At 71.8% G+C, this 23,617-nt stretch carries 20 protein-coding genes, 2 tRNA genes and 1 pseudogene; 15 read left to right on the forward strand and 8 right to left on the reverse strand.

What is annotated here, in order from left to right:
* Positions 1-145: 145 nt before the first annotated feature.
* From rsmG to rpmH, 6 genes are all read right to left on the reverse strand, one after another.
* Positions 146-991 (reverse strand): 16S rRNA (guanine(527)-N(7))-methyltransferase RsmG, encoded by an 846-nt coding sequence (gene rsmG, locus BLU95_RS19800; RefSeq protein WP_093861210.1) that lies wholly within the window; start codon positions 989-991, stop codon positions 146-148.
* A gap of 175 nt (positions 992-1,166) precedes the next feature.
* Positions 1,167-1,697: a Jag family protein gene (locus tag BLU95_RS19805; protein ID WP_093861211.1), complete on the reverse strand. Its 531-nt coding sequence runs from the start codon at positions 1,695-1,697 to the stop codon at positions 1,167-1,169.
* A gap of 84 nt (positions 1,698-1,781) precedes the next feature.
* A complete protein-coding gene (yidC, locus tag BLU95_RS19810; protein WP_093861212.1) occupies positions 1,782-2,990 on the reverse strand; it encodes a membrane protein insertase YidC in 1,209 nt (402 codons plus the stop codon).
* Entirely contained in the window at positions 2,987-3,358 is a 372-nt protein-coding gene (gene yidD, locus BLU95_RS19815; RefSeq protein ID WP_045938903.1) for a membrane protein insertion efficiency factor YidD, read from the reverse strand. The genes yidC and yidD overlap by 4 nt, the downstream gene beginning before the upstream one ends.
* Positions 3,355-3,783 (reverse strand): ribonuclease P protein component, encoded by a 429-nt coding sequence (gene rnpA / locus BLU95_RS19820; protein WP_093861213.1) that lies wholly within the window; start codon positions 3,781-3,783, stop codon positions 3,355-3,357. Before rnpA ends, yidD begins: the two co-directional genes overlap by 4 nt.
* Before the next feature lie 18 nt (positions 3,784-3,801).
* Positions 3,802-3,939, reverse strand: a complete 138-nt coding sequence (gene rpmH, locus BLU95_RS19825; RefSeq protein WP_030392420.1) for a 50S ribosomal protein L34 — start codon at positions 3,937-3,939, stop codon at positions 3,802-3,804.
* Positions 3,940-4,292: 353 nt separating this feature from the next.
* Here rpmH and dnaA point away from each other — a divergent pair, with 353 nt between their 5' ends.
* The 13 genes and pseudogenes from dnaA (at position 4,293) to BLU95_RS19885 (ending at position 20,090) form a co-directional block, all read left to right on the forward strand.
* On the forward strand, positions 4,293-6,248 hold the full coding sequence (dnaA, locus tag BLU95_RS19830; RefSeq protein WP_093861214.1) for a chromosomal replication initiator protein DnaA: 1,956 nt from the start codon (positions 4,293-4,295) through the stop codon (positions 6,246-6,248).
* Between the two features lie 953 nt (positions 6,249-7,201).
* On the forward strand, positions 7,202-8,332 hold the full coding sequence (gene dnaN / locus BLU95_RS19835; RefSeq protein WP_093861215.1) for a DNA polymerase III subunit beta: 1,131 nt from the start codon (positions 7,202-7,204) through the stop codon (positions 8,330-8,332).
* 194 nt (positions 8,333-8,526) lie between these two features.
* Positions 8,527-9,423, forward strand: a pseudogene (gene gnd, locus BLU95_RS19840) (phosphogluconate dehydrogenase (NAD(+)-dependent, decarboxylating)); the annotation flags it as partial.
* A gap of 61 nt (positions 9,424-9,484) precedes the next feature.
* Positions 9,485-10,618 carry a DNA replication/repair protein RecF gene (recF, locus tag BLU95_RS19845; protein ID WP_093861217.1) on the forward strand — a complete coding sequence of 378 codons (1,134 nt, stop codon included), beginning with the start codon at positions 9,485-9,487 and terminating at the stop codon, positions 10,616-10,618.
* Between the two features lie 181 nt (positions 10,619-10,799).
* On the forward strand, positions 10,800-11,321 hold the full coding sequence (locus BLU95_RS19850; protein ID WP_030392415.1) for a DciA family protein: 522 nt from the start codon (positions 10,800-10,802) through the stop codon (positions 11,319-11,321).
* A gap of 259 nt (positions 11,322-11,580) precedes the next feature.
* Positions 11,581-13,602, forward strand: a complete 2,022-nt coding sequence (gene gyrB, locus BLU95_RS19855; protein WP_093864987.1) for a DNA topoisomerase (ATP-hydrolyzing) subunit B — start codon at positions 11,581-11,583, stop codon at positions 13,600-13,602.
* A gap of 121 nt (positions 13,603-13,723) precedes the next feature.
* Positions 13,724-16,270: a DNA gyrase subunit A gene (gene gyrA, locus BLU95_RS19860; protein ID WP_093864988.1), complete on the forward strand. Its 2,547-nt coding sequence runs from the start codon at positions 13,724-13,726 to the stop codon at positions 16,268-16,270.
* 158 nt (positions 16,271-16,428) lie between these two features.
* The gene (locus tag BLU95_RS19865; protein ID WP_231978656.1) at positions 16,429-17,160 is read left to right on the forward strand and encodes a DUF3566 domain-containing protein; all 732 of its coding nucleotides are present in this window, start codon (positions 16,429-16,431) and stop codon (positions 17,158-17,160) included.
* Positions 17,161-17,442: 282 nt separating this feature from the next.
* Positions 17,443-18,837 carry an SAM-dependent methyltransferase gene (locus tag BLU95_RS19870; RefSeq protein WP_093861218.1) on the forward strand — a complete coding sequence of 465 codons (1,395 nt, stop codon included), beginning with the start codon at positions 17,443-17,445 and terminating at the stop codon, positions 18,835-18,837.
* Between the two features lie 16 nt (positions 18,838-18,853).
* Positions 18,854-18,930, forward strand: a tRNA-Ile gene (locus BLU95_RS19875).
* A gap of 158 nt (positions 18,931-19,088) precedes the next feature.
* Complete coding sequence (locus BLU95_RS19880) at positions 19,089-19,442, forward strand: DUF6191 domain-containing protein (protein ID WP_353653577.1); 354 nt, start codon at positions 19,089-19,091, stop codon at positions 19,440-19,442.
* A gap of 256 nt (positions 19,443-19,698) precedes the next feature.
* Positions 19,699-19,827, forward strand: a complete 129-nt coding sequence (locus BLU95_RS41575) for a DLW-39 family protein (RefSeq protein ID WP_014137031.1) — start codon at positions 19,699-19,701, stop codon at positions 19,825-19,827.
* Positions 19,828-20,017: 190 nt separating this feature from the next.
* Positions 20,018-20,090 (forward strand) — tRNA-Ala (locus BLU95_RS19885).
* A 73-nt stretch (positions 20,091-20,163) separates the two neighbouring features.
* On the opposite strand, the gene BLU95_RS19890 is transcribed toward BLU95_RS19885, so the two are convergent.
* Complete coding sequence (locus tag BLU95_RS19890) at positions 20,164-20,901, reverse strand: DUF5324 family protein (RefSeq protein ID WP_159424950.1); 738 nt, start codon at positions 20,899-20,901, stop codon at positions 20,164-20,166.
* A gap of 275 nt (positions 20,902-21,176) precedes the next feature.
* On the opposite strand from BLU95_RS19890, the gene BLU95_RS19895 reads away from it, so the two are divergent.
* Entirely contained in the window at positions 21,177-22,085 is a 909-nt protein-coding gene (locus BLU95_RS19895) for a rhomboid family intramembrane serine protease (RefSeq protein WP_093861221.1), read from the forward strand.
* Positions 22,086-22,447: 362 nt separating this feature from the next.
* Here BLU95_RS19895 and crgA read toward each other — a convergent pair whose 3' ends face one another.
* Positions 22,448-22,696, reverse strand: coding sequence for a cell division protein CrgA (crgA, locus tag BLU95_RS19900; protein WP_030392407.1), 249 nt, complete (start codon positions 22,694-22,696; stop codon positions 22,448-22,450).
* Positions 22,697-22,816: 120 nt separating this feature from the next.
* Between crgA and BLU95_RS19905 the strand changes: the two genes are divergently transcribed.
* A complete protein-coding gene (locus tag BLU95_RS19905) occupies positions 22,817-23,572 on the forward strand; it encodes a DUF881 domain-containing protein (protein ID WP_093864990.1) in 756 nt (251 codons plus the stop codon).
* The last annotated feature ends 45 nt before the right edge of the window (positions 23,573-23,617 follow it).

Here is a 23,617-nt window from a genome sequence, read left to right on the forward strand (position 1 = left end):
ACGATGCGACACTCCGGTGGACCCCAGGTCGCCTGTCCGCCGCCCTCCCGTCACCGGACGGCCGGATACGCTCCGCGACCCCCGCGGACGACCACGGGCGGGTGGTCCGAGGACCACCCGCCCGTGTCGACTCCCGTTCCGCCGGTCAGCGGGGACGCCGCCGGGGGTTGCGGGCGCGGTCGCCGCCGCGGGTCGCGCCGCCGGCGGCGGCCCGGCCGGCCCTGGCCGCGGCCTTGGCCCGGCGGGTCGCCGCCCGCACGCCGCCCGGGCTCTCGCCCACCTTGACCTGGATCACCCGGGTCGAGGTCTCCAGGGTGCCGTCACCGACCGAGATCACCGACCACTCCACCCCGCCGAGCTTCGCCAGCCCGGCCCGCGAGTCGGCGAGCTCCTGCTCCGCACTGTCGCCCTTGAGCGCCAGCATCTGGCCGTGCGGCCGCAGCAGCGGGAGGCCCCAGCCGGCCAGCCGCTCCAGCGGCGCCACCGCACGGGCGGTCACCACCTCCACCGCGACCTTGCCGACCATCTCCTCGGCCCGGCCGCGGAGCACGGTGACGTTCTCCAGACCGAGCTCGCGGACCACCTCCTCCAGGAAGGTGGTCCGGCGCAGCAGCGGCTCCAGCAGGGTCACCGAGACGTCCGGGCGGGCCAGCGCCACCGGGATGCCGGGCAGCCCGGCGCCGGAGCCGACGTCGCAGAGCGTGGTTCCGGCCGGCAGCAGCTCCGCGAGCACCGCGCAGTTCAGCACGTGGCGGTCCCAGAGCCGGGGCACCTCGCGCGGGCCGATCAGCCCCCGGGTCACGCCTTCGGTCGCCAGCAGCTCGGTGTAGCGGACGGCGGCGTCGAACCGCTCGCCGAAGACCTCCCGGGCGACGGCCGGCGGGGCGGGCGGCGGCTCGACCGCCGGCCGCCCACTCGCGGACGCGCTCCCGGCGTCCGGACCACCGGCCCCCGACTCCGGCTCTCCGGCAGGCACGCTCTCCGTGTCCATCTCGACCTCTCCGCTCCCCGGATCCACCGACCCGCTCCTGCACCGTTTCACGTGAAACATCTCTCGCCGGGCCAGCGCCCCGCGAAGGGACGACGACCCCGCCCGCGCGTGGCGGACGGGGTCGGGTCCTCGTGTCGCTTGCCGGCCGCCCTGGCGGCCGGCGGTCGCCCGGCCGTCAGGCCGGCAGCACGACCACGCAACGCTGGGGCTCCTCGCCCTCCGACTCACTGCGCAGACCGGCCGCGGCCACCGCGTCGTGGACGACCTTGCGCTCGAACGGGGTCATCGGACGCAGCTTGACCTGCTCCCCGGAGCTCTTCACCTGCTCCGCGGCCTCGGACCCGAGGGTTGCCAGCTCCGTGCGCTTGCGGGCCCGGAACCCGGCGATGTCCAGCATGAGGCGGCTGCGCTCGCCGGTCTCCCGGTGGACGGCCAACCGGGTCAGCTCCTGCAGCGCCTCCAGCACCTCGCCGTCCTGGCCGACCAGCCGATGCAGGGCCCGGTCGTTGCCGTCGCTGACGATGGAGACCAGGGCACGGTCGCCCTCGACGTCCATGTCGATGTCACCGTCGAGGTCCGCGATGTCGAGCAGACCCTCCAGGTAGTCCGCCGCGATGTCGCCCTCCTGCTCCAGGCGGGCGACGATGTTCTCGTCGGCGCCGGGGGCGGCCTCGGCCTCGACGGCGGAGGTGGTGCCTTCCGTCACTGATGGACTCCTTCGGAGATGGGCCCGGTTGGTGGGCCGGTAACGAGGTTCAGGGGGCCGCGGCGGCGGATCGGACCGGGCCGGTCACTTCTTCTTCGGCCGCTGCCCGCCGCGCTTGGGCTGCTGACGGCCGCCCTGCTGACGGGTCGGGGCCGGCTTGGCACCCGCCGGACGGGCCGCGGTCTGCTTGGCGGAACCGGCGGAACCGGCCGCTCCGGCCGCACCGGCCGCACCGGCACTCGCGGCGTCGGTCGGGTCCGCGGACGTCGAGTCGGCCGGCACCGCGTCGGCGGACTGGCCGGACGGGGCGTCCTTGGTCAAGCTCGCCGGCTGGCCGGCACCGTGCTGGCGCTGCGACTTGGTCTGCTTCCGCGGCTGCTGGCGGCGCACCTGCACCGACTCCTCCACCACGGCCTCGGCGGTGGCGGCCGACTTCTTCGCCGGCAGCAGGCCCCAGAGCGGGCCCTGGACGACCGAGCCGTCCGGGTTCAGCCGGCCCTGCTTCTTCAGCCGCTCCTGACGCTCGTCCCAGGCCTTGCTGCCCGGCGTCGGGTTGTTGCGGATGACGATCAGCTGCTGGCCCATCGACCAGATGTTGGTGGTCAGCCAGTAGACCAGGACACCGACGGGGAAGTTGATGCCCATCACGGCGAACATGATCGGGAAGACGTACATCAGCATCTTCTGCTGCTGCATGAACGGCGTCTTCACGGTGAGGTCGACGTTCTTCGTCATCAGCTGGCGCTGGGTGACGAACTGCGAGAGCGACATCAGGACGATCATCACGGCGACGACGATCTTGACGCTGACCTCGCTGCTGCCGACGAAGGTCGCCGAGAGCGGGGCACCGAAGATGTGGGCCTGCTGGGCGCTGTCCAGCAGGGTGCCGTCGATCACGCCGATCGGCTTGCCGTCGGCGACCTTGGCGAGCACGCCGTAGAGCGCGGTGAAGAACGGCGCCTGCACGATGATGGGAAGGCAGCTGGAGAACGGGTTGGTACCCGCCTCCTTGTACAGCTTCATCATCTCTTCGGACTGGCGCTGGCGGTCGTTCTTGTACCGCTCCTGGATGGCCTTCATCTTCGGCTGGATCGCCTGCATGGCCCGGGTCGCCTTGATCTGCTTCACGAAGAGCGGGATCAGGCAGATCCGGATGACGACCACCATCGAGGCGATGGCCAGACCCCAGGCCCAGCCGCCGTTCGGATCGAAGACGTGGCTGTACAGCGAGTGGAACTGGACGATGATCCAGGACACCGCTGTGTACAAGGGGTTGAGGAAGGAGAAGGTCACCGGTCAGGCTCCTTGGACATTGGGATCGGCCCCACGGGGCCAATGGTCGCCGGGCCCTCTGGGTCCGGACCGGCGGGGGGCATGATCACCGGCTGGTCGGCGGCGGACCGGCCCTTCAGCCGGTCCCGCAGCCGGCGGTGCCACACCGGATGCTTGCGCGGCGGGACATGGTCGACCCCACCGGGCGTCCATGGATTGCAGCGCAGAATGCGCCACACGGTCAGTGCGCCGCCCTTCACCGCTCCGTGCGTCCGCACGGCCTCGAAGCCGTAGTGCGAGCAGGAGGGGTAGTAGCGGCACACCGGACCGAGCAGTGGGCTGATGGTCCACTGGTAGACCCTGATCAGACCCATCAGCAGGTACTTCATCGACCTGCTCCCGTCGGCGCCGAAACAGCATGCTCGGCCTTGAGCAGCCGTTTGAGCGCCGCGTCCAGGTCACGTTCGAGTTCCTGGTACGAGGCGGACGCGGCCGGAGGCAGCGCACGCACCACTATCAGGCTACCGGCGGGCAGCCGGGACAGACGATCACGCACAAGGTGCCGCAACCGGCGCTTGACCAGGTTGCGGGTGACCGCCGGGCCGACGGCCTTGCTCACGACGAAACCCGCACGCGCCGAAGGAGTCCCCTCGGCGACGTGCGGGCGGATGTCGCTGGTCCGGTCGGTGTGCTCCCCCGAGCCGTCCTCTCTGGCGAGATGGACGACCAACAGGGGCTTACCGGCCCGACGACCGCGTTTGACCGCGGTCGCGAAGTCCTGGCGCCGCCGCAGCCGATTCTCGGAGGGCAGCACAGCAGACTCTGGTGCGGATCAGGCGGACAGGCTGGTGCGGCCCTTGCCACGGCGGGCAGCCAGGATGGCGCGGCCGGCGCGGGTACGCATACGCAGCCGGAAGCCGTGGGTCTTCGCGCGACGACGGTTGTTCGGCTGGAAGGTGCGCTTGCTCACTCGGGGGCTCCTGAGGTGAATCGTAGGATGACGGGTGATCGCTTGGCCGTCACCGTGCGTCCGCGTGATCTCCCCGATTACGGAAATCCGGCCCATCACCCCAGTTCGGCTGGGGTTTGAGGCAATCCACGGCGCCCGTGCTGCGCGCCTTATGGAGCGGGTGGACCCGCGGACATGCGGCAGCGGCCATCGACAACTCGACCTGGTTACGGTACGCGGGACGGGGCACGAGGGTCAAACCAGCCGCCCGGAGGCGGTTTGCCCACAGCCTGTGGACAACGACTTGATCCGGCTCTGTTCGCTGACTACCGTTGCAGGACTTGTCTGGTTTGTTCATTGGAAAGCGTGCACCAGTGGCTGATGTCAACAGCGACCTCGTCCCGGTCTGGGCGAGAGTCGTAGAGCGGCTGGTCGGCGACCCGGACATCGGGGAGATGGACAAGCAGTGGGTGCAGCGCACCCAGCCGATGTGGATGATGCACGACACCGCCCTGCTGGCGGCCCCCAACGAGCGGGCCAAGCAGGTGCTGGAGGGGCGGCTGCTGCCGCAGCTGACCGAGGCGCTCTCCCGCGAGCTGGGCCGCCCGGTGCGGATCGCCGTGATGGTCGACGCCAACGCGATGCCCACCATGCCGGTGGCCGGCCAGGCACCCGCGGAGCCGTACCCGAACCCGTCCGGCCACGACGAGCACGAGGAACCCGACGACCGGCACGGCCACGACGAGCGCCAGCGGTACGCCGACGATCGCCACCCGCAGGACGAGCGCCGGCGCCAGGACGACCGCCACCCGCAGGACGACCGGCACCCGCAGGACGAGCGCCGGCGCCAGGACGACCGGCACCCGCAGGACGAGGGCCACTACGGCGGCCCGGGCTACCCGCGCCCCTACGAGCCGGACTACGACCGGCCCCGCTACGACACCGGCGGCTACGAGCAGCGCCCCGCGCCCTACGGCGGTCCGGCGGCCGGCCCGGTCTGGCCCGGTTACCAGGAGCAGCAGCCCGGCTACCGCGAGGCCGACGAGCCGGCGGACCGGCCCGCGCCGAGGGCCCTGCCCCCGTCCTCGACCACCCAGGGCGACCTCTTCGGCGGCGCCTACGGCCCCGGCCCCGGCGAGCACCCGCGCACCGCCTCCGGTCGCCGCGGTCCGGGCGGCCGCCCCGCCCAGCGCCACGACAAGGCCCCGGCCGAGCGCGCCACCGACCGGCCGGCGGTACCGGGGGTCCCCCCGCCGCCCGGCGCACCGCCCGCCGGCGGGTCCCGCAAGGACGAGCCGGCCGCCCGGCTCAACCCCAAGTACCTCTTCGACACCTTCGTCATCGGCGCCAGCAACCGCTTCGCGCACGCGGCGGCGGTGGCGGTCGCCGAGGCCCCGGCCAAGGCGTACAACCCGCTCTTCATCTACGGCGAGTCCGGGCTGGGCAAGACCCACCTGCTGCACGCCATCGGGCACTACTCGCGCAGCCTGTTCCCGGGCACCCGGGTGCGGTACGTGTCCTCGGAGGAGTTCACCAACGAGTTCATCAACTCGATCCGGGACGGCAAGGCGGACACCTTCCGCAAGCGCTACCGGGACATGGACATCCTGCTCGTGGACGACGTGCAGTTCCTGGCGAGCAAGGAGTCCACGCAGGAGGAGTTCTTCCACACCTTCAACACCCTGCACAACGCCAACAAGCAGATCGTGCTCTCCTCCGACCGGCCGCCGAAGCTGCTGACCACGCTGGAGGACCGGCTGCGCAACCGCTTCGAGTGGGGGCTGATCACCGACGTCACCCCGCCGGAGCTGGAGACCCGGATCGCGATCCTGCGCAAGAAGGCGATCCAGGAGCAACTCAACGCCCCGGCCGACGTGCTGGAGTTCATCGCGTCCCGGATCACCCGGAACATCCGCGAGCTGGAGGGGGCCCTGATCCGGGTCACCGCCTTCGCCAACCTCAACCGGGCGCCGGTCGACCTGGAGCTGGCCGGGATCGTCCTCAAGGACCTCATCCCCGGCGGCGACGAGGACGCCGGGCCGGAGATCACCGCCCAGGTGATCATGCAGCAGACGGCGGCCTACTTCGGCCTCGGTGTGGACGACCTCTGCGGATCCTCGCGCAGCCGGGTGCTGGTGACGGCCCGTCAGATCGCGATGTACCTCTGCCGCGAACTGACCGACCTCTCGCTGCCGAAGATCGGCGCGCAGTTCGGCGGCCGCGACCACACCACGGTGATGCACGCGGACCGCAAGATCCGCTCGCTGATGGCGGAGCGGCGCTCGATCTACAACCAGGTCACCGAGCTCACCAACCGCATCAAGAGCTGACTTCCCGGCCCGTCCGCGGAGACGGCGGCGGGTGGCCGGAAAAGGGCGTCAGGAGCGATCCTGACGCCCTTTCGGCATATCCACAGGTGTGCGTCGGCGGCCGGCGGGGCAGGGATCCCGGTGACGGACACCGCGCCAGTGCGCGGCCCGCGCCGAACATCTGACCAGGGATTCGAACGCCCGGGGTGCGCGAGGCCGAAATCCACAGGCCGGACGGGTTCTCCACCGTCCACAGGCCCGGCGGCCGGAAGTTATCCAGAATTCCTCCACAGGGCGGCCGACGCTACGCTCTTCCGCGCAGGTCAGGTGCCTGTGGACTTGTGCACAACGGTTGTCCACAGGCTGTGGACAATTGGCGGCCCGTCACTGGGCCGTCCGGGTTGTCCACCGGTTGTCCCCAGGAAGAGGAAGGTTGTCCCCAGGTTGTCCACAGCTGTGTCCACAGTTCGACAACCTTCTGCGGGCGTTCATGCCCAGGTGTGAAAGGCGTCACGAAAAGTTGACCGGGGCCCGTGGATAACCGGGCCCGGATCTGGGGACGGAGCTGGGGATAACCTGTGGATACCCAGCGTGCCCTGTGGGTAACGCTCCGCCGTCCACAGCGGGCCGTGTTCGTCCACAGCCGCCGTCCACATGTCCTGTGGACAAAAAACCGGGCCTGACCTGCTAAAACAGGGTTATCCACGGTTTCCACAGGCCCTACTACTACCACTACACCTATAGACCCATCGACTTGCTCAAAAGCAGGTGGGCCCGAAATCTGTGGACAACCGGGCCCCGACATCCGTTCGAGTTGCTTCCGCCCGTCTGCCCCGTCTGTCGGTGGAGTACGTCAGACTGTCCTCGGCGACTGGAAGCGGAGCGGCGGAGCTCGGTGGACAGCCGCGGCGAAGACCAAGATCAGAAGAACCAGACGTGCGAGCGGGAGCGCTCGATCCAGGAGGCGGTTACCGGTGAAGTTCCGGGTGGAGCGTGACGTCCTCGCGGAGGCGGTGGCCTGGGCTGCTCGCAGCCTCCCGGCACGGCCGCCGGTGCCGGTGCTGGCCGGCCTGCTGCTGACGGCGCAGGACGGCAGCCTGGCGCTGTCCGGCTTCGACTACGAGGTCTCGGCCCGGGTCGGGCTGGAGGCCGACATCGAGGAGGCCGGCACCGTCCTGGTCTCCGGCCGGCTGCTCAACGACATCTCGCGCAACCTGCCCAACCGCCCGGTGGAGATCTCCACCGACGGCCAGCGGGTCAGCGTGGTCTGCGGCAGCTCCCGGTTCACCCTGCCGACCCTCCCGGTGGACGAGTACCCGGCCCTGCCGGCGATGCCGACCGCGACCGGCACCGTTCCGGGCGACGTCTTCGCCTCCGCGGTCAGCCAGGCCGCCGTGGCCGCCGGCCGCGACGACACCCTGCCGGTGCTCACCGGCGTCCGGGTCGAGATCGAGGGCGACCGGATCACCCTGGCCGCCACCGACCGCTACCGCTTCGCCGTCCGCGAGCTGATGTGGAAGCCCGAGCAGTCCGACATCTCGGCGGTCGCGCTGGTCCCGGCCAAGACGCTGCAGGACATCGCCAAGTCCCTGGGCAGCGGCGACAGCGTCTCCATCGCGCTCTCCTCGGGCGGCGCGGGCGAGGGCCTGATCGGCTTCGAGGGCGCCGGTCGGCGGACCACCACCCGGCTGCTGGAGGGCGAGTTCCCGAAGTACCGCAGCCTCTTCCCGACCGAGTTCAACGCGATCGCGGCGATCCAGACCCAGCCCTTCCTGGAGGCGCTCAAGCGCGTCTCCCTGGTGGCCGAGCGCAACACCCCGGTCCGGCTGAACTTCGAGGAGGGCGTGCTCACCCTGGAGGCCGGCTCCGGCGACGACGCCCAGGCCACCGAGCGGATCGACGCCTCGCTCGAGGGCGACGCCATCTCGATCGCCTTCAACCCGGGCTACCTGGAGGAGGGCCTCAAGGCCATCGACTCCCCGTTCGCCCAGCTGAGCTTCACCACGCCGACCAAGCCCGCGCTGCTCAGCGGCAAGGCCGCGGTGGACGCCGAGGCCGACGAGGCCTACCAGTACCTGATCATGCCGGTCCGCCTCTCCGGCTGAGCCCGGGACACCCGGCCGGACGCTCCGGCCGGGTCCGCGCACCGGCCGGCTCCCGGCCCGCCGGGCCGTTCGCCCACAGCCCTGTGCACAACCTGTGGAAGCCTCCCCCGGTCGGCCCCGATCGCGGGGAGGCGCTCGCGCTCCAGCACGTAGGCTCAAGGAGGCGCGGCAACGGCGCCGCCCGCAGAGACGTCACCACAGGTAAGGATTTGGCTATGGAGCTCGGCCTCATCGGTCTCGGCAAGATGGGCGGCAACATGCGCGAGCGGATCCGCCGCGCCGGCCACACCGTCATCGGCTACGACCGCAACCCCGACATCTCCGACGTCGAGAGCCTCCAGGAGCTGGTCTCCAAGCTGCAGGGCCCGCGCGTCGTCTGGGTCATGGTCCCGGCGGGTGCCGCCACCCAGGCCACCGTGGACGAGCTGGCCGAGCTGCTGTCCCCCGGTGACGTGGTCGTCGACGGCGGGAACTCCCGCTGGACCGACGACGTCAAGCACGCCGAGGCGCTGGCCGCCAAGGGCATCGGCTTCGTCGACTGCGGCGTCTCCGGCGGCGTCTGGGGCCTGGAGAACGGCTACGCGCTGATGTACGGCGGCGACGCCGCGCACGTCGCGCTGGTCCAGCCGGTCTTCGACGCGCTCAAGCCCGAGGGCGACTTCGGCTCCGTGCACGCGGGCGCGGTCGGCGCCGGCCACTTCGCCAAGATGGTCCACAACGGCATCGAGTACGCGATGATGCAGGCCTTCGCCGAGGGCTGGGAGCTGCTGGAGGCCGCCCCCGAGGTCACCGACGTCCGCGAGGTCTTCCGCAGCTGGCAGGAGGGCACCGTGATCCGCTCCTGGCTGCTCGACCTGGCCGTCCGCGCCCTGGACGACGACGAGCACCTGGCCAAGCTCAAGGGCTGGGCCGCCGACTCCGGCGAGGGCCGCTGGACCGTCGAGGCCGCGATCGACCACGCCGTCCCGCTGCCGGCGATCACCGCCTCGCTGTTCGCGCGCTTCGCCTCCCGTCAGGACGACTCGCCGCAGATGAAGATGATCGCCGCGCTGCGCAACCAGTTCGGCGGCCACGCGGTCGAGTCGAAGTAGTCCCGAAGCTTCTCCACAGCACCCGAGGCTTCTCCACAGAAGGCGAGCGCAGTCCACCGCCATGCACGTCGCGCACCTGTCGCTCGCCGACTTCCGCTCCTACGCCCGGGCCGAGGTTCCCCTCGACCCGGGCGTGACGGCGTTCGTCGGCCCCAACGGCCAGGGCAAGACCAATCTGGTCGAGGCGGTCGGCTACGTCGCCACCCTGGGCAGCCACCGGGTCGCCACAGACGCCCCGCTGATCCGGCTGGGCGCCGAGAGCGCGGTCGTCCGCACCTCGGTGGTCGACCGGGGGCGCTCCACCCTGGTAGAGCTGGAGATCACTCCGGGCAAGGCCAACCGGGCCCGGATCAACCGCTCCGACAACGTCCGTCCGCGCGACGTGCTGGGCCTGCTGCGCACCGTGCTGTTCGCCCCCGAGGACCTCGCCCTGGTCAAGGGCGACCCGGGGGAGCGCCGGCGCTTCCTGGACGAGCTGCTGACCGCCCGCGCGCCCCGGCTGGCCGGGGTCCGGCAGGACTACGAGCGGGTGCTCAAGCAGCGCAACGCCCTGCTGAAGACCGCCGCGATGGCCCGCAGGGCCGGTGGCGGCAAGGGCGCCGACCTCTCCACCCTGGAGGTGTGGGACGGCCATCTGGCCCGGGCCGGCGCCGAGCTCACGGCGTTCCGCCTGCAGCTGGTGGCGTCCCTCCAGCCGCTGGTCTCGGCCGCCTACGGGCAGCTCGCGCCGGGGGGCGGCGACACGGCGCTGGAGTACCGCAGCTCCTTCGAGGGCGAGCTGCCGACCAGCCGCGAGGAGGCCGAGGAGCAGCTGCTCCAGGCCCTGCGGACGGTCCACAAGCAGGAGGTCGACCGGGGGATCACCCTGGTCGGCCCGCACCGGGACGAGCTGGTGCTCAAGCTCGGTCCGCTGCCCGCCAAGGGCTACGCCAGCCACGGCGAGTCCTGGTCGTTCGCGCTGGCGCTGCGGCTGGCCTCGTACGAGCTGCTGCGCTCGGACGGGGGAGAGCCGGTGCTGATCCTGGACGACGTCTTCGCGGAGCTGGACGCCGCCCGCCGCGACCGGCTGGCCGAGCTGGTGGCCGGCGGCGAGCAGGTGCTGGTCACCGCCGCGGTCGCCGAGGACGTGCCGAAGGCGCTGGCCGGGGCCCGGTACGCGGTCGCCGACGGCGCGGTCCAGCGCGTCACCGCCTGATCCCGCCCGCCGCGCCCCCGCCCCGGGGCGGCTCTCCCCCGCCCCGCCGGACCGGGTCCTGCCGGTTCCGGCCGGTTCCGGACGCCCCCGTACCGCACCCACCCGCGCCGCCCGGGCCGGTCCGGCTCCCGTACGCTGGACGGCTCACCGTTGTCCACAGGGTGGGGATAAGGAGATCGCCGTGAGCGAGTCGGCGGAGCACCCCGGGCCGACCGGTGCCGATCTGGCGCGGTCGGCGCTGCGGGCGGCCCGGGCGCAGGCCCGCCAGCGCGGTGAGCAGGTGCGCGAGAAGCGCGAGGCGAAGCGGACCGGTCTGCGCAGCGGGGCCCGCTCGGACGGCCGTGACCCGGTGCCGCTGGGGGCGGCGCTCAACCGGCTGCTGACCGAGCGCGGCTGGGAGTCCTCGGCGGCGGTCGGCGGGGTGATGGGCCGCTGGCCGCAGATCGTCGGGCCCGACATCGCCGCGCACTGCACCCCGACCGCCTACGACGACGAGGCCGCGGTGCTCACCGTGCAGTGCGACTCCACCGCCTGGGCGACCCAACTGCGCTGGCTGGCCCGGCAGTTGGTGGCGCGTCTGAACCACGAACTGGGGCACGGCACGGTGCGCACGATCAAGGTGCTCGGTCCGGCCGCCCCGGTGCGCGGCTACGGCCGGCTGCGCGCCCCCGGGAGCAAGGGGCCGGGTGACACCTGGGGGTGACCCCGGAGGGTGCCGGGAGGGAGCGGACCGTAATCCTCCGGAACCCCTGACGGCCCTTCCAGGCGCTCTGAGCCCCCCGGTCGAGTATCGGGACATGTCCCGAGGGGATTCAGGGCGGCATTTCTGCCCTCAGAGGCTGCCAAACGCCCATCGATGTCAGTCGTACCGGTAGACTGAAGGGCAAACACTGTTGCTAGTGGCAACCGAGTCGAAACGCCGTGGTCGCACGCCCGCCCGTAGGGGAGCGGGGATGCGGCCCGTGCTGTGCCAGAGAGGGCGCTTCGTGGCCGATTCCGGCAACCCCAGCCAGATCCCAGACCAGACCGACCAGGCCGAGAGGTCGTACGACGCCAGCGCCATCCAGGTGCTGGAGGGCCTCGACGCCGTCCGCAAGCGCCCCGGCATGTACATCGGCTCCACCGGCGAGCGCGGCCTGCACCACCTGGTGCAGGAGATCGTGGACAACTCCGTCGACGAGGCGATGGCCGGGCACGCGGACACCATCAACGTCTCGCTCCTGGCCGACGGCGGCGTCCGTGTGGTCGACAACGGCCGAGGCATCCCGGTCGGCATCATGCCGGGCCAGGGCAAGCCCGCCGTCGAGGTCGTGCTGACGGTCCTGCACGCGGGCGGCAAGTTCGGCAACGGCGGCTACGCGGTCTCCGGCGGTCTGCACGGCGTCGGCGTCTCGGTGGTGAACGCGCTCTCCACGCGCCTCGCCGTGGAGATCCACACCGACGGCCACCGCTGGACCCAGGAGTACAAGGTCGGCGCGCCGACCGCCCCGCTGTCGCAGCACGAGGCCACCGAGCGCACCGGCACCAGCGTCACCTTCTGGGCCGACCCGGACATCTTCGAGACGACGGTCTACTCCTTCGAGACGCTCTCCCGGCGCTTCCAGGAGATGGCGTTCCTCAACAAGGGCCTGACCATCGCCCTGACCGACGAGCGCCCCGAGCACGTCGACGAGGAGGGCAAGCCGCTCTCGGTCACCTACAAGTACGACGGCGGCATCGCCGACTTCGTCGCCCACCTCAACTCCCGCAAGGGCGACGTGGTCCACCCCTCGGTGATCGACTTCGAGGCGGAGGACAAGGACAAGGCGATCTCGGTCGAGGTCGCCATGCAGTGGAACTCCTCGTACACCGAGGGGGTCTACTCCTTCGCCAACACGATCCACACCCACGGCGGCGGTACCCACGAGGAGGGCTTCCGCGCCGCGCTGACCGGCCTGGTCAACCGCTACGCGCGGGACAAGAAGCTGCTCCGCGAGAAGGACGACAACCTCTCCGGCGAGGACATCCGCGAGGGTCTGACCGCGATCATCTCGGTCAAGCTCGGCGAGCCGCAGTTCGAGGGCCAGACCAAGGACAAGCTCGGCAACACCGAGGCGAAGACCTTCGTCCAGCGGGTGGTGCACGAGCAGCTGAACGACTGGCTGGACCGCAACCCCAACGAGGCCGCGGACATCATCCGCAAGTCCATCCAGGCCGCCACCGCGCGCGTCGCCGCCCGCAAGGCCCGCGACCTCACCCGCCGCAAGGGCCTGCTGGAGTCCGCCTCGCTGCCGGGCAAGCTGAGCGACTGCCAGTCCAAGGACCCGTCCGAGTGCGAGATCTTCATCGTCGAGGGTGACTCCGCCGGCGGCTCGGCCAAGCAGGGCCGCGACCCGCGCACCCAGGCCATCCTCCCGATCCGCGGCAAGATCCTGAACGTCGAGAAGGCCCGGATCGACAAGGTGCTGCAGAACACCGAGGTCCAGGCGCTGATCTCGGCCTTCGGCTGCGGCATCCAGGAGGACTACGACGAGTCCAAGCTGCGCTACCACAAGATCGTGCTGATGGCCGACGCCGACGTCGACGGGCAGCACATCCGCACCCTGCTGCTGACCCTGCTGTTCCGCTTCATGCGGCCGCTGGTCGAGTCGGGCTACGTCTACCTCGCGATGCCGCCGCTGTACAAGATCAAGTGGGGCAAGGACGACTTCGAGTACGCCTACTCCGACCGCGAGCGCGACGCCGTGATCGCGGCGGGCGTCGAGGCCGGCCGCCGGCTGCCCAAGGACGACGCGATCCAGCGGTTCAAGGGTCTCGGCGAGATGAACGCCGAGGAGCTCCGGGTCACCACCATGGACACCGAGCACCGCCTGCTGCTCCAGGTCACCCTGGAGGACGCCGCCCGCGCCGACGAGCTGTTCTCGGTCCTGATGGGCGAGGACGTCGAGGCCCGCCGCTCCTTCATCCAGCGCAACGCCAAGGACGTCCGCTTCCTGGACGTGTGACGCCTGTCCGCAGGCCCCGCACGTACCAGTCCGCGTGAAAGGAAACTGACCACCAGTGGTCGACGACAACCGTCCCGACGGCGAGCAGCCCGAGACCCCCGAGGCCGCCGTCACGGCGACCATGCGCATCGAGCCGGTCGAGCTCGAGACCGAGATGCAGCGCTCGTACCTCGACTACGCCATGAGCGTGATCGTCAGCCGGGCGCTGCCCGAGGTGCGCGACGGCCTGAAGCCGGTCCACCGCCGGGTGCTGTACGCGATGTACGACGGGGGCTACCGCCCCGAGAAGGGCTACTACAAGTGCGCCCGCGTCGTCGGCGACGTGATGGGCAACTACCACCCGCACGGTGACACCTCGATCTACGACACCGTGGTCCGGCTGGCCCAGCCGTGGTCGCTGCGGATGCCGCTGGTCGACGGCAACGGCAACTTCGGTTCGCCGGGCAACGACCCGGCCGCCGCCATGCGCTACACCGAGTGCAAGATGGCGCCGCTGGCCATGGAGATGATGCGGGACATCGACGAGGAGACCGTCGACTTCGCCGCCAACTACGACGGCCGCTCGCAGGAGCCCACCGTCCTGCCGGCCCGCATCCCCAACCTGCTGGTCAACGGCGCCACCGGGATCGCGGTCGGCATGGCCACCAACATCCCGCCGCACAACCTCCGCGAGGTCGCCTCCGGCGCGCTCTGGGCGCTGGAGCACCCGGACGCCTCCAACGAGGAGCTGCTGGAGGCCCTGATCGAGCGGATCAAGGGCCCCGACTTCCCCACCGGCGCGCTGATCGTCGGCCACCGCGGCATCAACGACTACTTCCGCACCGGCCGCGGCTCGGTCACCATGCGCGCCGTGGTCGAGGTCGAGGAGATCCAGGGCCGCCAGTGCCTGGTGATCACCGAGCTGCCGTACCAGGTCAACCCGGACAACCTCGCGCTGAAGATCGCCGACCTGGTCAAGGACGGCCGGGTCGCCGGCATCGCGGACGTCCGCGACGAGTCCTCGTCCCGCACCGGCACCCGCCTGGTGGTCGTGCTCAAGCGCGACGCGGTCGCCAAGGTCGTGCTGAACAACCTGTACAAGCACACCGAGCTGCAGACCAACTTCGGCGCCAACATGCTGGCCCTGGTCGACGGCGTGCCGCGCACGCTGTCGCTCGACGCCTTCATCCGGCACTGGGTCAACCACCAGGTCGAGGTCATCGTCCGGCGCACCACCTTCCGCCTGCGCAAGGCGGAGGAGCGGGCCCACATCCTGCGCGCCCTGCTCAAGGCCCTGGACCTGATCGACGAGGTCATCGCGCTGATCCGGGCCTCGGCCAGCGCCGACGCCGCCCGCAGCGGCCTGATGCAGTTGCTCTCGATCGACGAGCTCCAGGCCAACGCGATCCTGGAGATGCAGCTGCGCCGGCTGGCCGCCCTGGAGCGGCAGCGGATCATGGACGAGCACGACGAGCTGCAGCGCAAGATCGACGAGTACAACGCGATCCTCGCCTCGCCGGTCCGTCAGCGCGAGATCATCTCCGAGGAACTCACCGCGATCGTCGAGAAGTACGGCGACGAGCGGCGCTCGACCCTGATCCCCTCCGACGGCGACCTCTCGATCGAGGACCTCATCGCCGAGGAGGACATCGTCGTCACGATCACCCGCGGCGGCTACGTCAAGCGCACCCGCTCCGACCTCTACCGCTCGCAGAAGCGCGGCGGCAAGGGCGTGCGCGGCGCCCAGCTCAAGCAGGACGACATCGTCGACCACTTCTTCGTGACGACGACCCACAACTGGATCCTGTTCTTCACCAACAAGGGCCGGGTCTACCGCGCCAAGGGCTACGAGCTGCCGGACGCCGGGCGCGACGCCCGCGGCCAGCACGTGGCCAACCTGCTGGCCTTCCAGCCGGACGAGCACATCGCCCAGGTGATGGCCGTGCGCACCTACGAGGACAAGCCCTACCTCGTCCTCGCCACCCGGGCCGGCCTGGTGAAGAAGTCCCCGCTCAAGGACTACGACTCCCCGCGCTCCGGCGGCCTGATCGCGATCAACCTGCGCCAGGACGACGAGGGCCGGGACGACGAGCTGATCGGCGCCGAGCTGGTCTCCGCCGCGGACGACCTGCTGCTGGTCTCCAAGAAGGCGCAGTCGATCCGCTTCACCGCGACCGACGACGCGCTGCGCCCGACCGGGCGCGCCACCTCGGGCGTCAAGGGCATGTCCTTCCGCGAGGACGACGAACTGCTCTCGATGAACGTGGTCCGCCCGGACACCTACGTCTTCACCGCGACCGACGGCGGCTACGCCAAGCGCACCGGGGTGGACGAGTACCGTGTCCAGGGACGCGGCGGCTACGGCACCAAGGCGGCGAAGATCGTCGAGGGCCGGGGCTCGCTGGTCGGCGCCCTCGTCGTGGACGAGAGCGACGAGATCATGGCGATCACCCTGTCCGGTGGGGTGATCCGCACGAGGGTTTCCGAGGTTCGTGAAACCGGACGTGACACCATGGGCGTCCAACTGATCAACCTGGGTAAGCGCGATGCGGTCGTGGGCATGGCCCGCAACGCGGAGGCCGAGGACGAGGAGTCGGTCGAGGACGAGGTGGCCATCGAGGCCGCCGGGTCCACCGAGGCGGCCGAGGGTACGGGAACGGCGCCGGGCGAGCAGACCGCCCAGGCCTGATCCCGCACCGCGCCGGCCGGTACCGTCACGTCCGCACACACGTGCGCGGCGTGCCGGTACCGGCCGACGACCAGTACCGGGCAATCCCGCCGGGCGCTGGATGACGAGTGACGAAGCAGGGCGGTGCGGCCGTCCTGGTGGGAAGTGCGGGAGGACCAGTGAGTGGAGCCACGGGTGCTGCGGGAGGAGCCGGCGGCGGCCGTCCGGGCGCGGCACAGGGCGGCGGGGCGTACGGCGTGCCGCAGCCCCCGGCCGAGCACCCGGCCGCGTCCACCTCGCTGATGCCCCCGGTCGGCGGTGCGGGCCAGGGCGCGGGGTACGGCGGCCAGCCGGCCCCGCCGCCGGGTGCACCGGCGGGTGGCGGCAGCGGGTTCTCGCAGCCGACCACCTACGCCAAGGGGCAGCCGACCCCGCCCCGGGGCACCCGGGTCGGCGGCGGCCCGACCCCGCCCGGCGGGACGCCCGCCGGCGGCACCCGCCGTCCGGCCGCCCCGCCGACGGTCGGCGGCCTGGGGCGGACCAGGAAGGCCCGGCTGCGGGTGACCAAGGCCGACCCGTGGTCGGTCATGAAGGTCAGCTTCCTGCTGTCGCTGGCGGTCGGGATCATCATCATCGTGGCGGCCGCGGTGCTGTGGATGACGCTGGACTCGCTCGGCGTCTTCGACTCGCTCGCCAAGACGCTGAAGGACGTCACCGGTTCCGACACCAACGGCGGCGGCCTGAACCTGATGGACTACGTGGGCTTCGGCAAGGTGATGACCTTCACCTCGCTGATCGCCGTGGTCGACGTGGTGCTGCTGACCGCGCTGTCCACGCTCTCGGCGTTCATCTACAACGCGGCGGCCGGCTTCACCGGCGGCATCGAGCTCACCCTGGCCGAGGAGGACTGACCGTCCGGGCGTGACCCGGACTCAGTTCCCGCCCCGCACGGGGCGTTTCCGCCCGGGGGCGGAATCAGCGGGCCCCACCGGCTGTTGCAGCCGGTGGGGCCCGTCGGCATTTCGGGTGACAGCCGCGGCGCGCGGCGCGCCACCCGGACGGCTCGGGTGGGCGGTGGGCTTAGCTTGGTCAGCCCGTTCCGCGTCTCCCGGTCGCCGCAGGCCTCCCGGTCCCGCCCGGATCCACCGGTCGACCGGCACGGCCGCACAGGCACAGCTGGACGGAGGCGCGCGGTGGCGGAGCTCGCAAGGCGACTGGTCGAGGCCCTGGACGGGCTGCTGGGGGTCACGGTGCCGCTGCGGCTGCGGACCTGGGACGGCAGCGTCGCCGGCCCGCCCGGGGCACCCACCCTGGTGCTGCGCAACCGCCGTGCGCTGCGCCGGCTGCTCTGGCGGCCGAACGAGCTGGGCCTGGCCCGTGCCTATGTCGCGGGCGACCTCGACGTCGCGCCGGGCAGCGACCTGTACGAGGTGCTGCGCACCGTCGCGCGGGTCGCCGAACTCCCGGAGGTGCGCGGGTTGCGGCTCGGCCCCGGGGACGTGCTGGGGGCCGGGGGCCGCCGTGCCGTGGGCGCCCTGCTGCGGGCCGGTGCGTTCGGCCCCGAGCCGGCCCCGCCGGCCGAGGAGGCGCCGGACGGCCGCGGCCGGGCGCACACCCGGAGCCGGGACCGTGCCGCGATCCACCACCACTACGACGTCGGCAACGACTTCTACGCCCTGGTGCTGGGCCCCTCGATGGTCTACTCCTGCGCGTACTGGGAGCCGGCCGCCAGGAGTCTGGAGGCGGCCCAGGAGGCCAAGCTGGACCTCGTCTGCCGCAAGCTCGGGCTGCGGCCCGGGATGCGGCTGCTGGACGTCGGCTCCGGCTGGGGCTCGCTGGTGCTGCACGCGGCCCGCCACTACGGGGTGACGGCGGTCGGGGTCTCGATCTCCGCGGAGCAGGTGGCGCTGGCCCGCCGGCGGATCGAGGAGGCGGGCCTCGCGGACCGGGTGGAGATCAGGCTCCAGGACTACCGGGAGGTCCCGGACGGCCCGTTCGACGCGATCTCCAGCGTGGGCATGGCCGAGCACGTCGGCGAGGCCCAGTACCAGGTGTACGCGGAGCACCTGTACCGGTTGCTGGCGCCCGGCGGCCGGCTGCTCAACCACCAGATCGCCCGCCGGCCGGACCGGCCCGGCGAGCCGTACCGCCCCAGCCCGTTCATCGACCGCTACGTCTTCCCGGACGGCGAGCTGTCACCGGTCGGTTCCACGGTGTCCCGGCTGGAGGCGGCGGGCTTCGAGGTGCGCGACGTCGAGTCGCTCCGCGAGCACTACGGGCTGACCCTGCGTGAGTGGGTGGCCAATCTGGAAGCGCACTGGACGGAGGCGGTCCGGCTGGTCGGCCGCGGCCGGGCCCGGGTCTGGCGGCTCTACATGGCGGCCTCCGCGCTGGCCTTCGAGGAGAACCGGATCGGGGTCAACCAGATCCTCGCGGTCCGCACCGGCCCGGACGGCGCGGCCCGGTTGCCCGCCACCCGCGCCGACTGGCTGGCCGCCCCGGGCACCGCCTCCGACCTGCCCGTCCCGGAGGGGCCCGGCGGAGGGCCGGGCGTATCGGATTTGGGGGATCGGCGATCGGTCCGCTAATCTTTCAGTGCGGCAAGGGGCTATAGCTCAGACGGTTAGAGCGCTTCCCTGATAAGGAAGAGGCCACAGGTTCAAGTCCTGTTAGCCCCACCACCGCGAAGGGCCCGGAGCAACGCTCCGGGCCCTTCGGCGTTTTCCCGGCCCGGAGCCGGAACCACGGGCCCCGGCCGGGGGTTGTACCGGGCGGGACCGGGACTCCCCGGCGGCATCCGACGGACGAGGCGGTGGCGCGAATGGCGATGGTCTTCGCGATGACCATTCCGGGACTGGTCTGCGTACTGGTGGCGCTGTCCTTCGTCGACCAGCTGGCCCTGCGGGCGCGCCGGTCGCGGCTGGTGCCCTGGCGGGGGACCGGCCGGGAGGGACAGATATCCGCGACCGGCTTCGAGCAGCTGCACGCGCAGTTCGCGGCCGGGAAGCAGCACCAGCTCGACGAGCGGCAGAGCAGTCTGATGCTGCGCGACGAGGAGGGCGAGGGTGCGCCGCCGCGCACCAGGGTGGACCTCGCGGGCGGAGTGGCGGTGGTGGTGGCGCCGACGGCGTCCGCCGCCGCCCCCGGGCGGGCTTCCGGCCCGGTGCCGGGGTCGCTCGGGCAGGAACGGTGACGGCCCTGCGGAGGGTCTGCGCCGGGCGGAACGTACGACAGGAGGTGTGGCGTCAATCCTCCGACCGGACGGGTCGGTTGGAGGCAGCGGTGGCTGGTCACGATTGGGACACCGGTGTGTATCATCGGCCGCAAGGGCAGTCCGGCCAGCCGACAGCCCGTTCGTGCTCGTAACAAACCATGGACTCGTCGGCCCGATCGCAACGATCGGCGCACGGCTGCTGAGTCCGTCAACGCAAGAAGGACGAGGTCCCGCGGTGAAGAAGCTTCTCCTGGTCGCCCTGGTCGCCCTCGGCGGCTTCTTTGTCTACCGTCAGGTCCAGGCGGACCGCGCCGAGCAGGACCTGTGGACCGAGGCCACCGACCCGGTTCCGGCCGGTCGCTGAGCCCCGGACGGTCTGACGACCGACAGTCTTCGGAGGCGCCGGACGGTGCCTCCAGGGCCGGTCGGCCCGGTCGGTCGACCGGGCCGACCGGACGTTCCCGGCCCCGTCCGGCAGGAGAGTCGGGACGGGGCGCCGGATTCGCGCCGGAACCGGGTACTCTTGTGCCCGGTGGTGCGCTCGGTGCCACCTCGGGGCTTTAGCTCAGTTGGTAGAGCGCTGCCTTTGCAAGGCAGATGTCAGGAGTTCGAGTCTCCTAAGCTCCACAGTCCGTCCACCGCGTGTGGACGGCCCGGCGGCCGCCGACCTGGAATCAGGTCGGCGGCCGCCGGGCTTTTTTCAGTGCGGTTTGCGCGGATCGTGCGGCTTGGGGCGGTCGTCGTCGCCGGGGGCCGCGGCGGGCCGGGGGTGCTCCTGGGCCGGGGGCGGCCCCGGCCGGTCCTCCACCGCGGCGGCCCCGGCCGGGGTGTCCGCGGAGCCGTTCACGGTGCTGCCGCCGGTGCCCGAGGCGTGCGCGCCGACCGGACCGGTGGCGGTGCTTCCCGGCGGCTCGACCAGCCATTCCGGGTTGCTGCGGTGCCGCCACCACTGCCAGGCGACCAGGCCGCTGCCGATCGCGACCACGCCGGCCACGGCCAGGCCGGTGGCCCAGCCGCTCCGGCAGGACCGCCGGGCGTTGCGGGCCGCGAGGTCGCCGATCTCGGCCGAGGTGACGTTGCCGCGCATCGCCGTCAGGGCGGCCGCGCCGCGCATCTGGGCCTCCTGCGCCACCGGGACGACGGCGGCGCGGGCCTCCTCGACGGCGTGCACGACCTTGGGGGCGACGGTGGAGCGGGCCTGGTCGGCGGCCCGGGCGGCGGACAGGCGGGCGGCCAGCGCCTTCTCCTGGGCCCGGTGCAGCGCCTTGAGGGCGTTCTGCTGGGCTTCCGGTGGCAGGCTGGCGAAGGCGTGACCGACCTGGGGGGCGATGTGCCGGTCGTACTGGACGCGCGCCGTGTGGGCGGCCTGGGAGGCCTGCTGCCGGGCGTTGTCCGCGAAGTTGCCGGCCGTCTCACGGGCCGAGTCCAAACGGGTCACGAGAGTCTCTCCTCCTGGTGGCGTCCTATATGCACTTATCCACCTGAATGCTGATCATGCATCCGTATTTGTCCGACGGCATGCCGGAGTGGGCCGTACGCGGGGCGCCGGTGCGGCCGGCCCGTGCGTGCCGCGGACGCGGACGCCGTGCGGGGCCGGGGGTGCGTGGGCCGGTCGGGCGCGGGCAGGGCCGCAGTAGGCTGGCGGTTCCGGCGGGTTCCCGTCGGGAGCGCGTACGTGTCGTCGCAGCAAGTCGTGGCAGAAGGGGATAGCCGATGCTCCCGGACGAGCCCAGGCCGCCGATCGACCCGACTCCGGGGCCCGGGGGCGGGCACGGGCCGGCCCGTTGTTACCGGCACCCCGAGCAGGAGACCGGCGTCGGCTGTTCGCGGTGCGGCCGGCCGATCTGCCCGCAGTGCATGGTGAACGCCTCGGTGGGCTTCCACTGCCCCGAGTGCGTCCAGGAGGGCGGCCGGCAGGTCAGGCGGGCGACCACCCGCTTCGGCGGGCGCCCGGCGGGCGGCGACCCCCTGGTCACCAAGGCGCTGATCGGCATCAACCTGGTGGTGTTCGTCCTGGCCGCCTACGTGCTCACGCCGTGGCTGGCCTACGACCTCGAGCTGCGCAGCTTCGCCCCCGACCCGTCGTACCCCTTCACCAACGGCGTCGCCGAGGGGCCGGGCCAGTGGTACCGGCTGCTGACCGCCGTGTTCCTGCACACCGCGCCCTGGCACATCGCCACCAACATGCTGGTGCTCTGGGTGCTGGGTCCGCAGCTGGAGGCCGCCCTGGGGCGGATCCGGTTCCTCGCGCTCTACCTGCTCTCCGGGCTGGCCGGCAGCGCCTTCGCGTTCCTGGTGGCGGGCGGCTCGATGCGCTCGCTGGGCGCATCGGGCGCGGTCTTCGGCCTGCTGGGCGCGACCGTGGTGCTCTACCGCCGGCTCCGGGCCCCGCTCGGGCCGATCGTCGCGCTGCTGGTGTTCAACCTGATCGTCACCTTCTCGGTGCAGGGCATCGACTGGCGGGCCCATCTCGGCGGGCTGGTCGCCGGGATGCTGACCGCGGCCGGCCTGATGTACGCCCCGCGGGAGCGCCGGGGGCTGGTGCAGGGGCTGACGCTGGCGGGGGTGGCCGGCCTGGTGCTGGTGATGCTGCTGGCCGGGATGGCCGCCTACGGCGGGTGATCCGGCCGAGCCGGACGGTGCGCGCGCGGGTGCGGGGAGCGGACGGTTGTCCACAGCGGGTGCGGGGTTGTGCACAGGCGGTGCCGGTCGATGTGTGCGAACGCCTGCTCTACGCGCGTCCCGCTGTAGGGATCGGGCATTCAGGGAGGGGCGTGCGGCGGTGTGGAAAGCGCCCCCGGCGCAAGTTATCCACAGGCCTGCGGGACTTTTCCCCAGTGTGGATAACCATGTGGATAAACACGACAAGCGGATAACCGTAGATCCCGGAACTCCGCCCGGCCGTTCGGGCGCACCACGAAGCCGCCCCGGGGACGGACCGTACCGGGGCGGCGGTGGAGGAACTCAGGGCCGGGGCCCGAACGTCATTTCCACTGGGTGGAGACGCCGAAGCCCGCCGCGATGAAGCCGAAGCCCACCAGGATGTTCCAGTTCCGCCAGCTCTCGACGGGCCAGCTGCCGCTCGTCACGTAGTAGGTGACGATCCAGACCAGACCGATCAGGAACAGCGCCAGCATCAAGGGGGCAACCCAGCCGCGGCCCGAACTGATCTTCACCGTCGCCGTGGTCGGCGGCGTGTAGTCGGACTTCTTGCGGAGTCGGGACTTCGGCACGAGGAGCTCTCCTGTCGATGCGCTGTGACCGCGCAGGGGTTCACGGTGGTGTGGCGGCGTCCGTTAGCGTAGTGGCTCAGCGGGTCCGAAGGAGATAAGGGTACGGTGCCTAATTTGTCGATTCCCCCTCGGCCCGTCCGTACCCGCGCCTCCGGCACCCGAATTGTCGGACGTGCCCTGACCTGCGCCGTCTTCGCGCTCGCCGGACTGCTCTTCTACATCAGCGCGCAGACCGCCCGCGGTACCGATCTGCGCACCGACAACTCGCTGCTCAGCCTCTCCGACGTGATACGTCAGCGCAGCGCCCAGAACCAGCAGTCCCAGGCCCAGCTCGCCGACCTCCAGGACCGCTCCCAGCGGCTCACCGAGCAGCAGGGCGGCAGCCCGGCCGACGCCGCCCGGCTGACCGCCCTGGAACAGGCCGCCGCGCTGGAGCCGCTCCAGGGCCCCGGTCTCACCGTCACCCTCAACGACGCCCCGCCGAACGCGACCTCGCGCGTCCCCGGGGTGCGCGAGCCGGACGTCAACGACCTGGTCATCCACCAGCAGGACATCCAGGCCGTCGTCAACGCGCTCTGGCGCGGCGGCGCCGAGGGCGTCCAGGTGATGGACCAGCGGCTGATCTCCACCAGCGCCGTCCGCTGCGTCGGCAACACCCTGCTGCTCCAGGGCCGGGTCTACTCCCCGCCCTACGTGGTCAGGGCGGTCGGGCGGACCGACGCGCTGCGCGCCGCCGTCGACGCGGACCCGTCGATCCGCACCTACCAGAAGTACGTGCAGGCCTACGGCCTGGGCTGGAAGCTGCAGGAGAGCGGCGACCTCGCCCTGCCCGGGTACTCGGGCACGGCGGACCTCCGCTCGGCCACCGGCCAGTAGCGGTCCGGTGCACCGGACCGCTCCCGTGGGCCGGGTCTACTCTTG

Origin of the sequence: Streptomyces sp. TLI_053 (assembly GCF_900105395.1) — a bacterium.
Classification (GTDB): domain Bacteria; phylum Actinomycetota; class Actinomycetes; order Streptomycetales; family Streptomycetaceae; genus Kitasatospora.

What these genes read in the sequence shown, in the direction of transcription:
- rsmG (WP_093861210.1), bottom strand. Translation starts at nt 991, where the DNA reads ATGGACACGGAGAGCGTGCCTGCCGGAGAGCCGGAGTCGGGGGCCGGT.
- yidD (WP_045938903.1), bottom strand. Translation starts at nt 3,358, where the DNA reads ATGAAGTACCTGCTGATGGGTCTGATCAGGGTCTACCAGTGGACCATC.
- recF (WP_093861217.1), top strand. Translation starts at nt 9,485, where the DNA reads ATGCACGTCGCGCACCTGTCGCTCGCCGACTTCCGCTCCTACGCCCGG.
- gyrA (WP_093864988.1), top strand. Translation starts at nt 13,724, where the DNA reads ATGCGCATCGAGCCGGTCGAGCTCGAGACCGAGATGCAGCGCTCGTAC.
- BLU95_RS19880 (WP_353653577.1), top strand. Translation starts at nt 19,089, where the DNA reads ATGACCATTCCGGGACTGGTCTGCGTACTGGTGGCGCTGTCCTTCGTC.
- BLU95_RS19895 (WP_093861221.1), top strand. Translation starts at nt 21,177, where the DNA reads ATGCTCCCGGACGAGCCCAGGCCGCCGATCGACCCGACTCCGGGGCCC.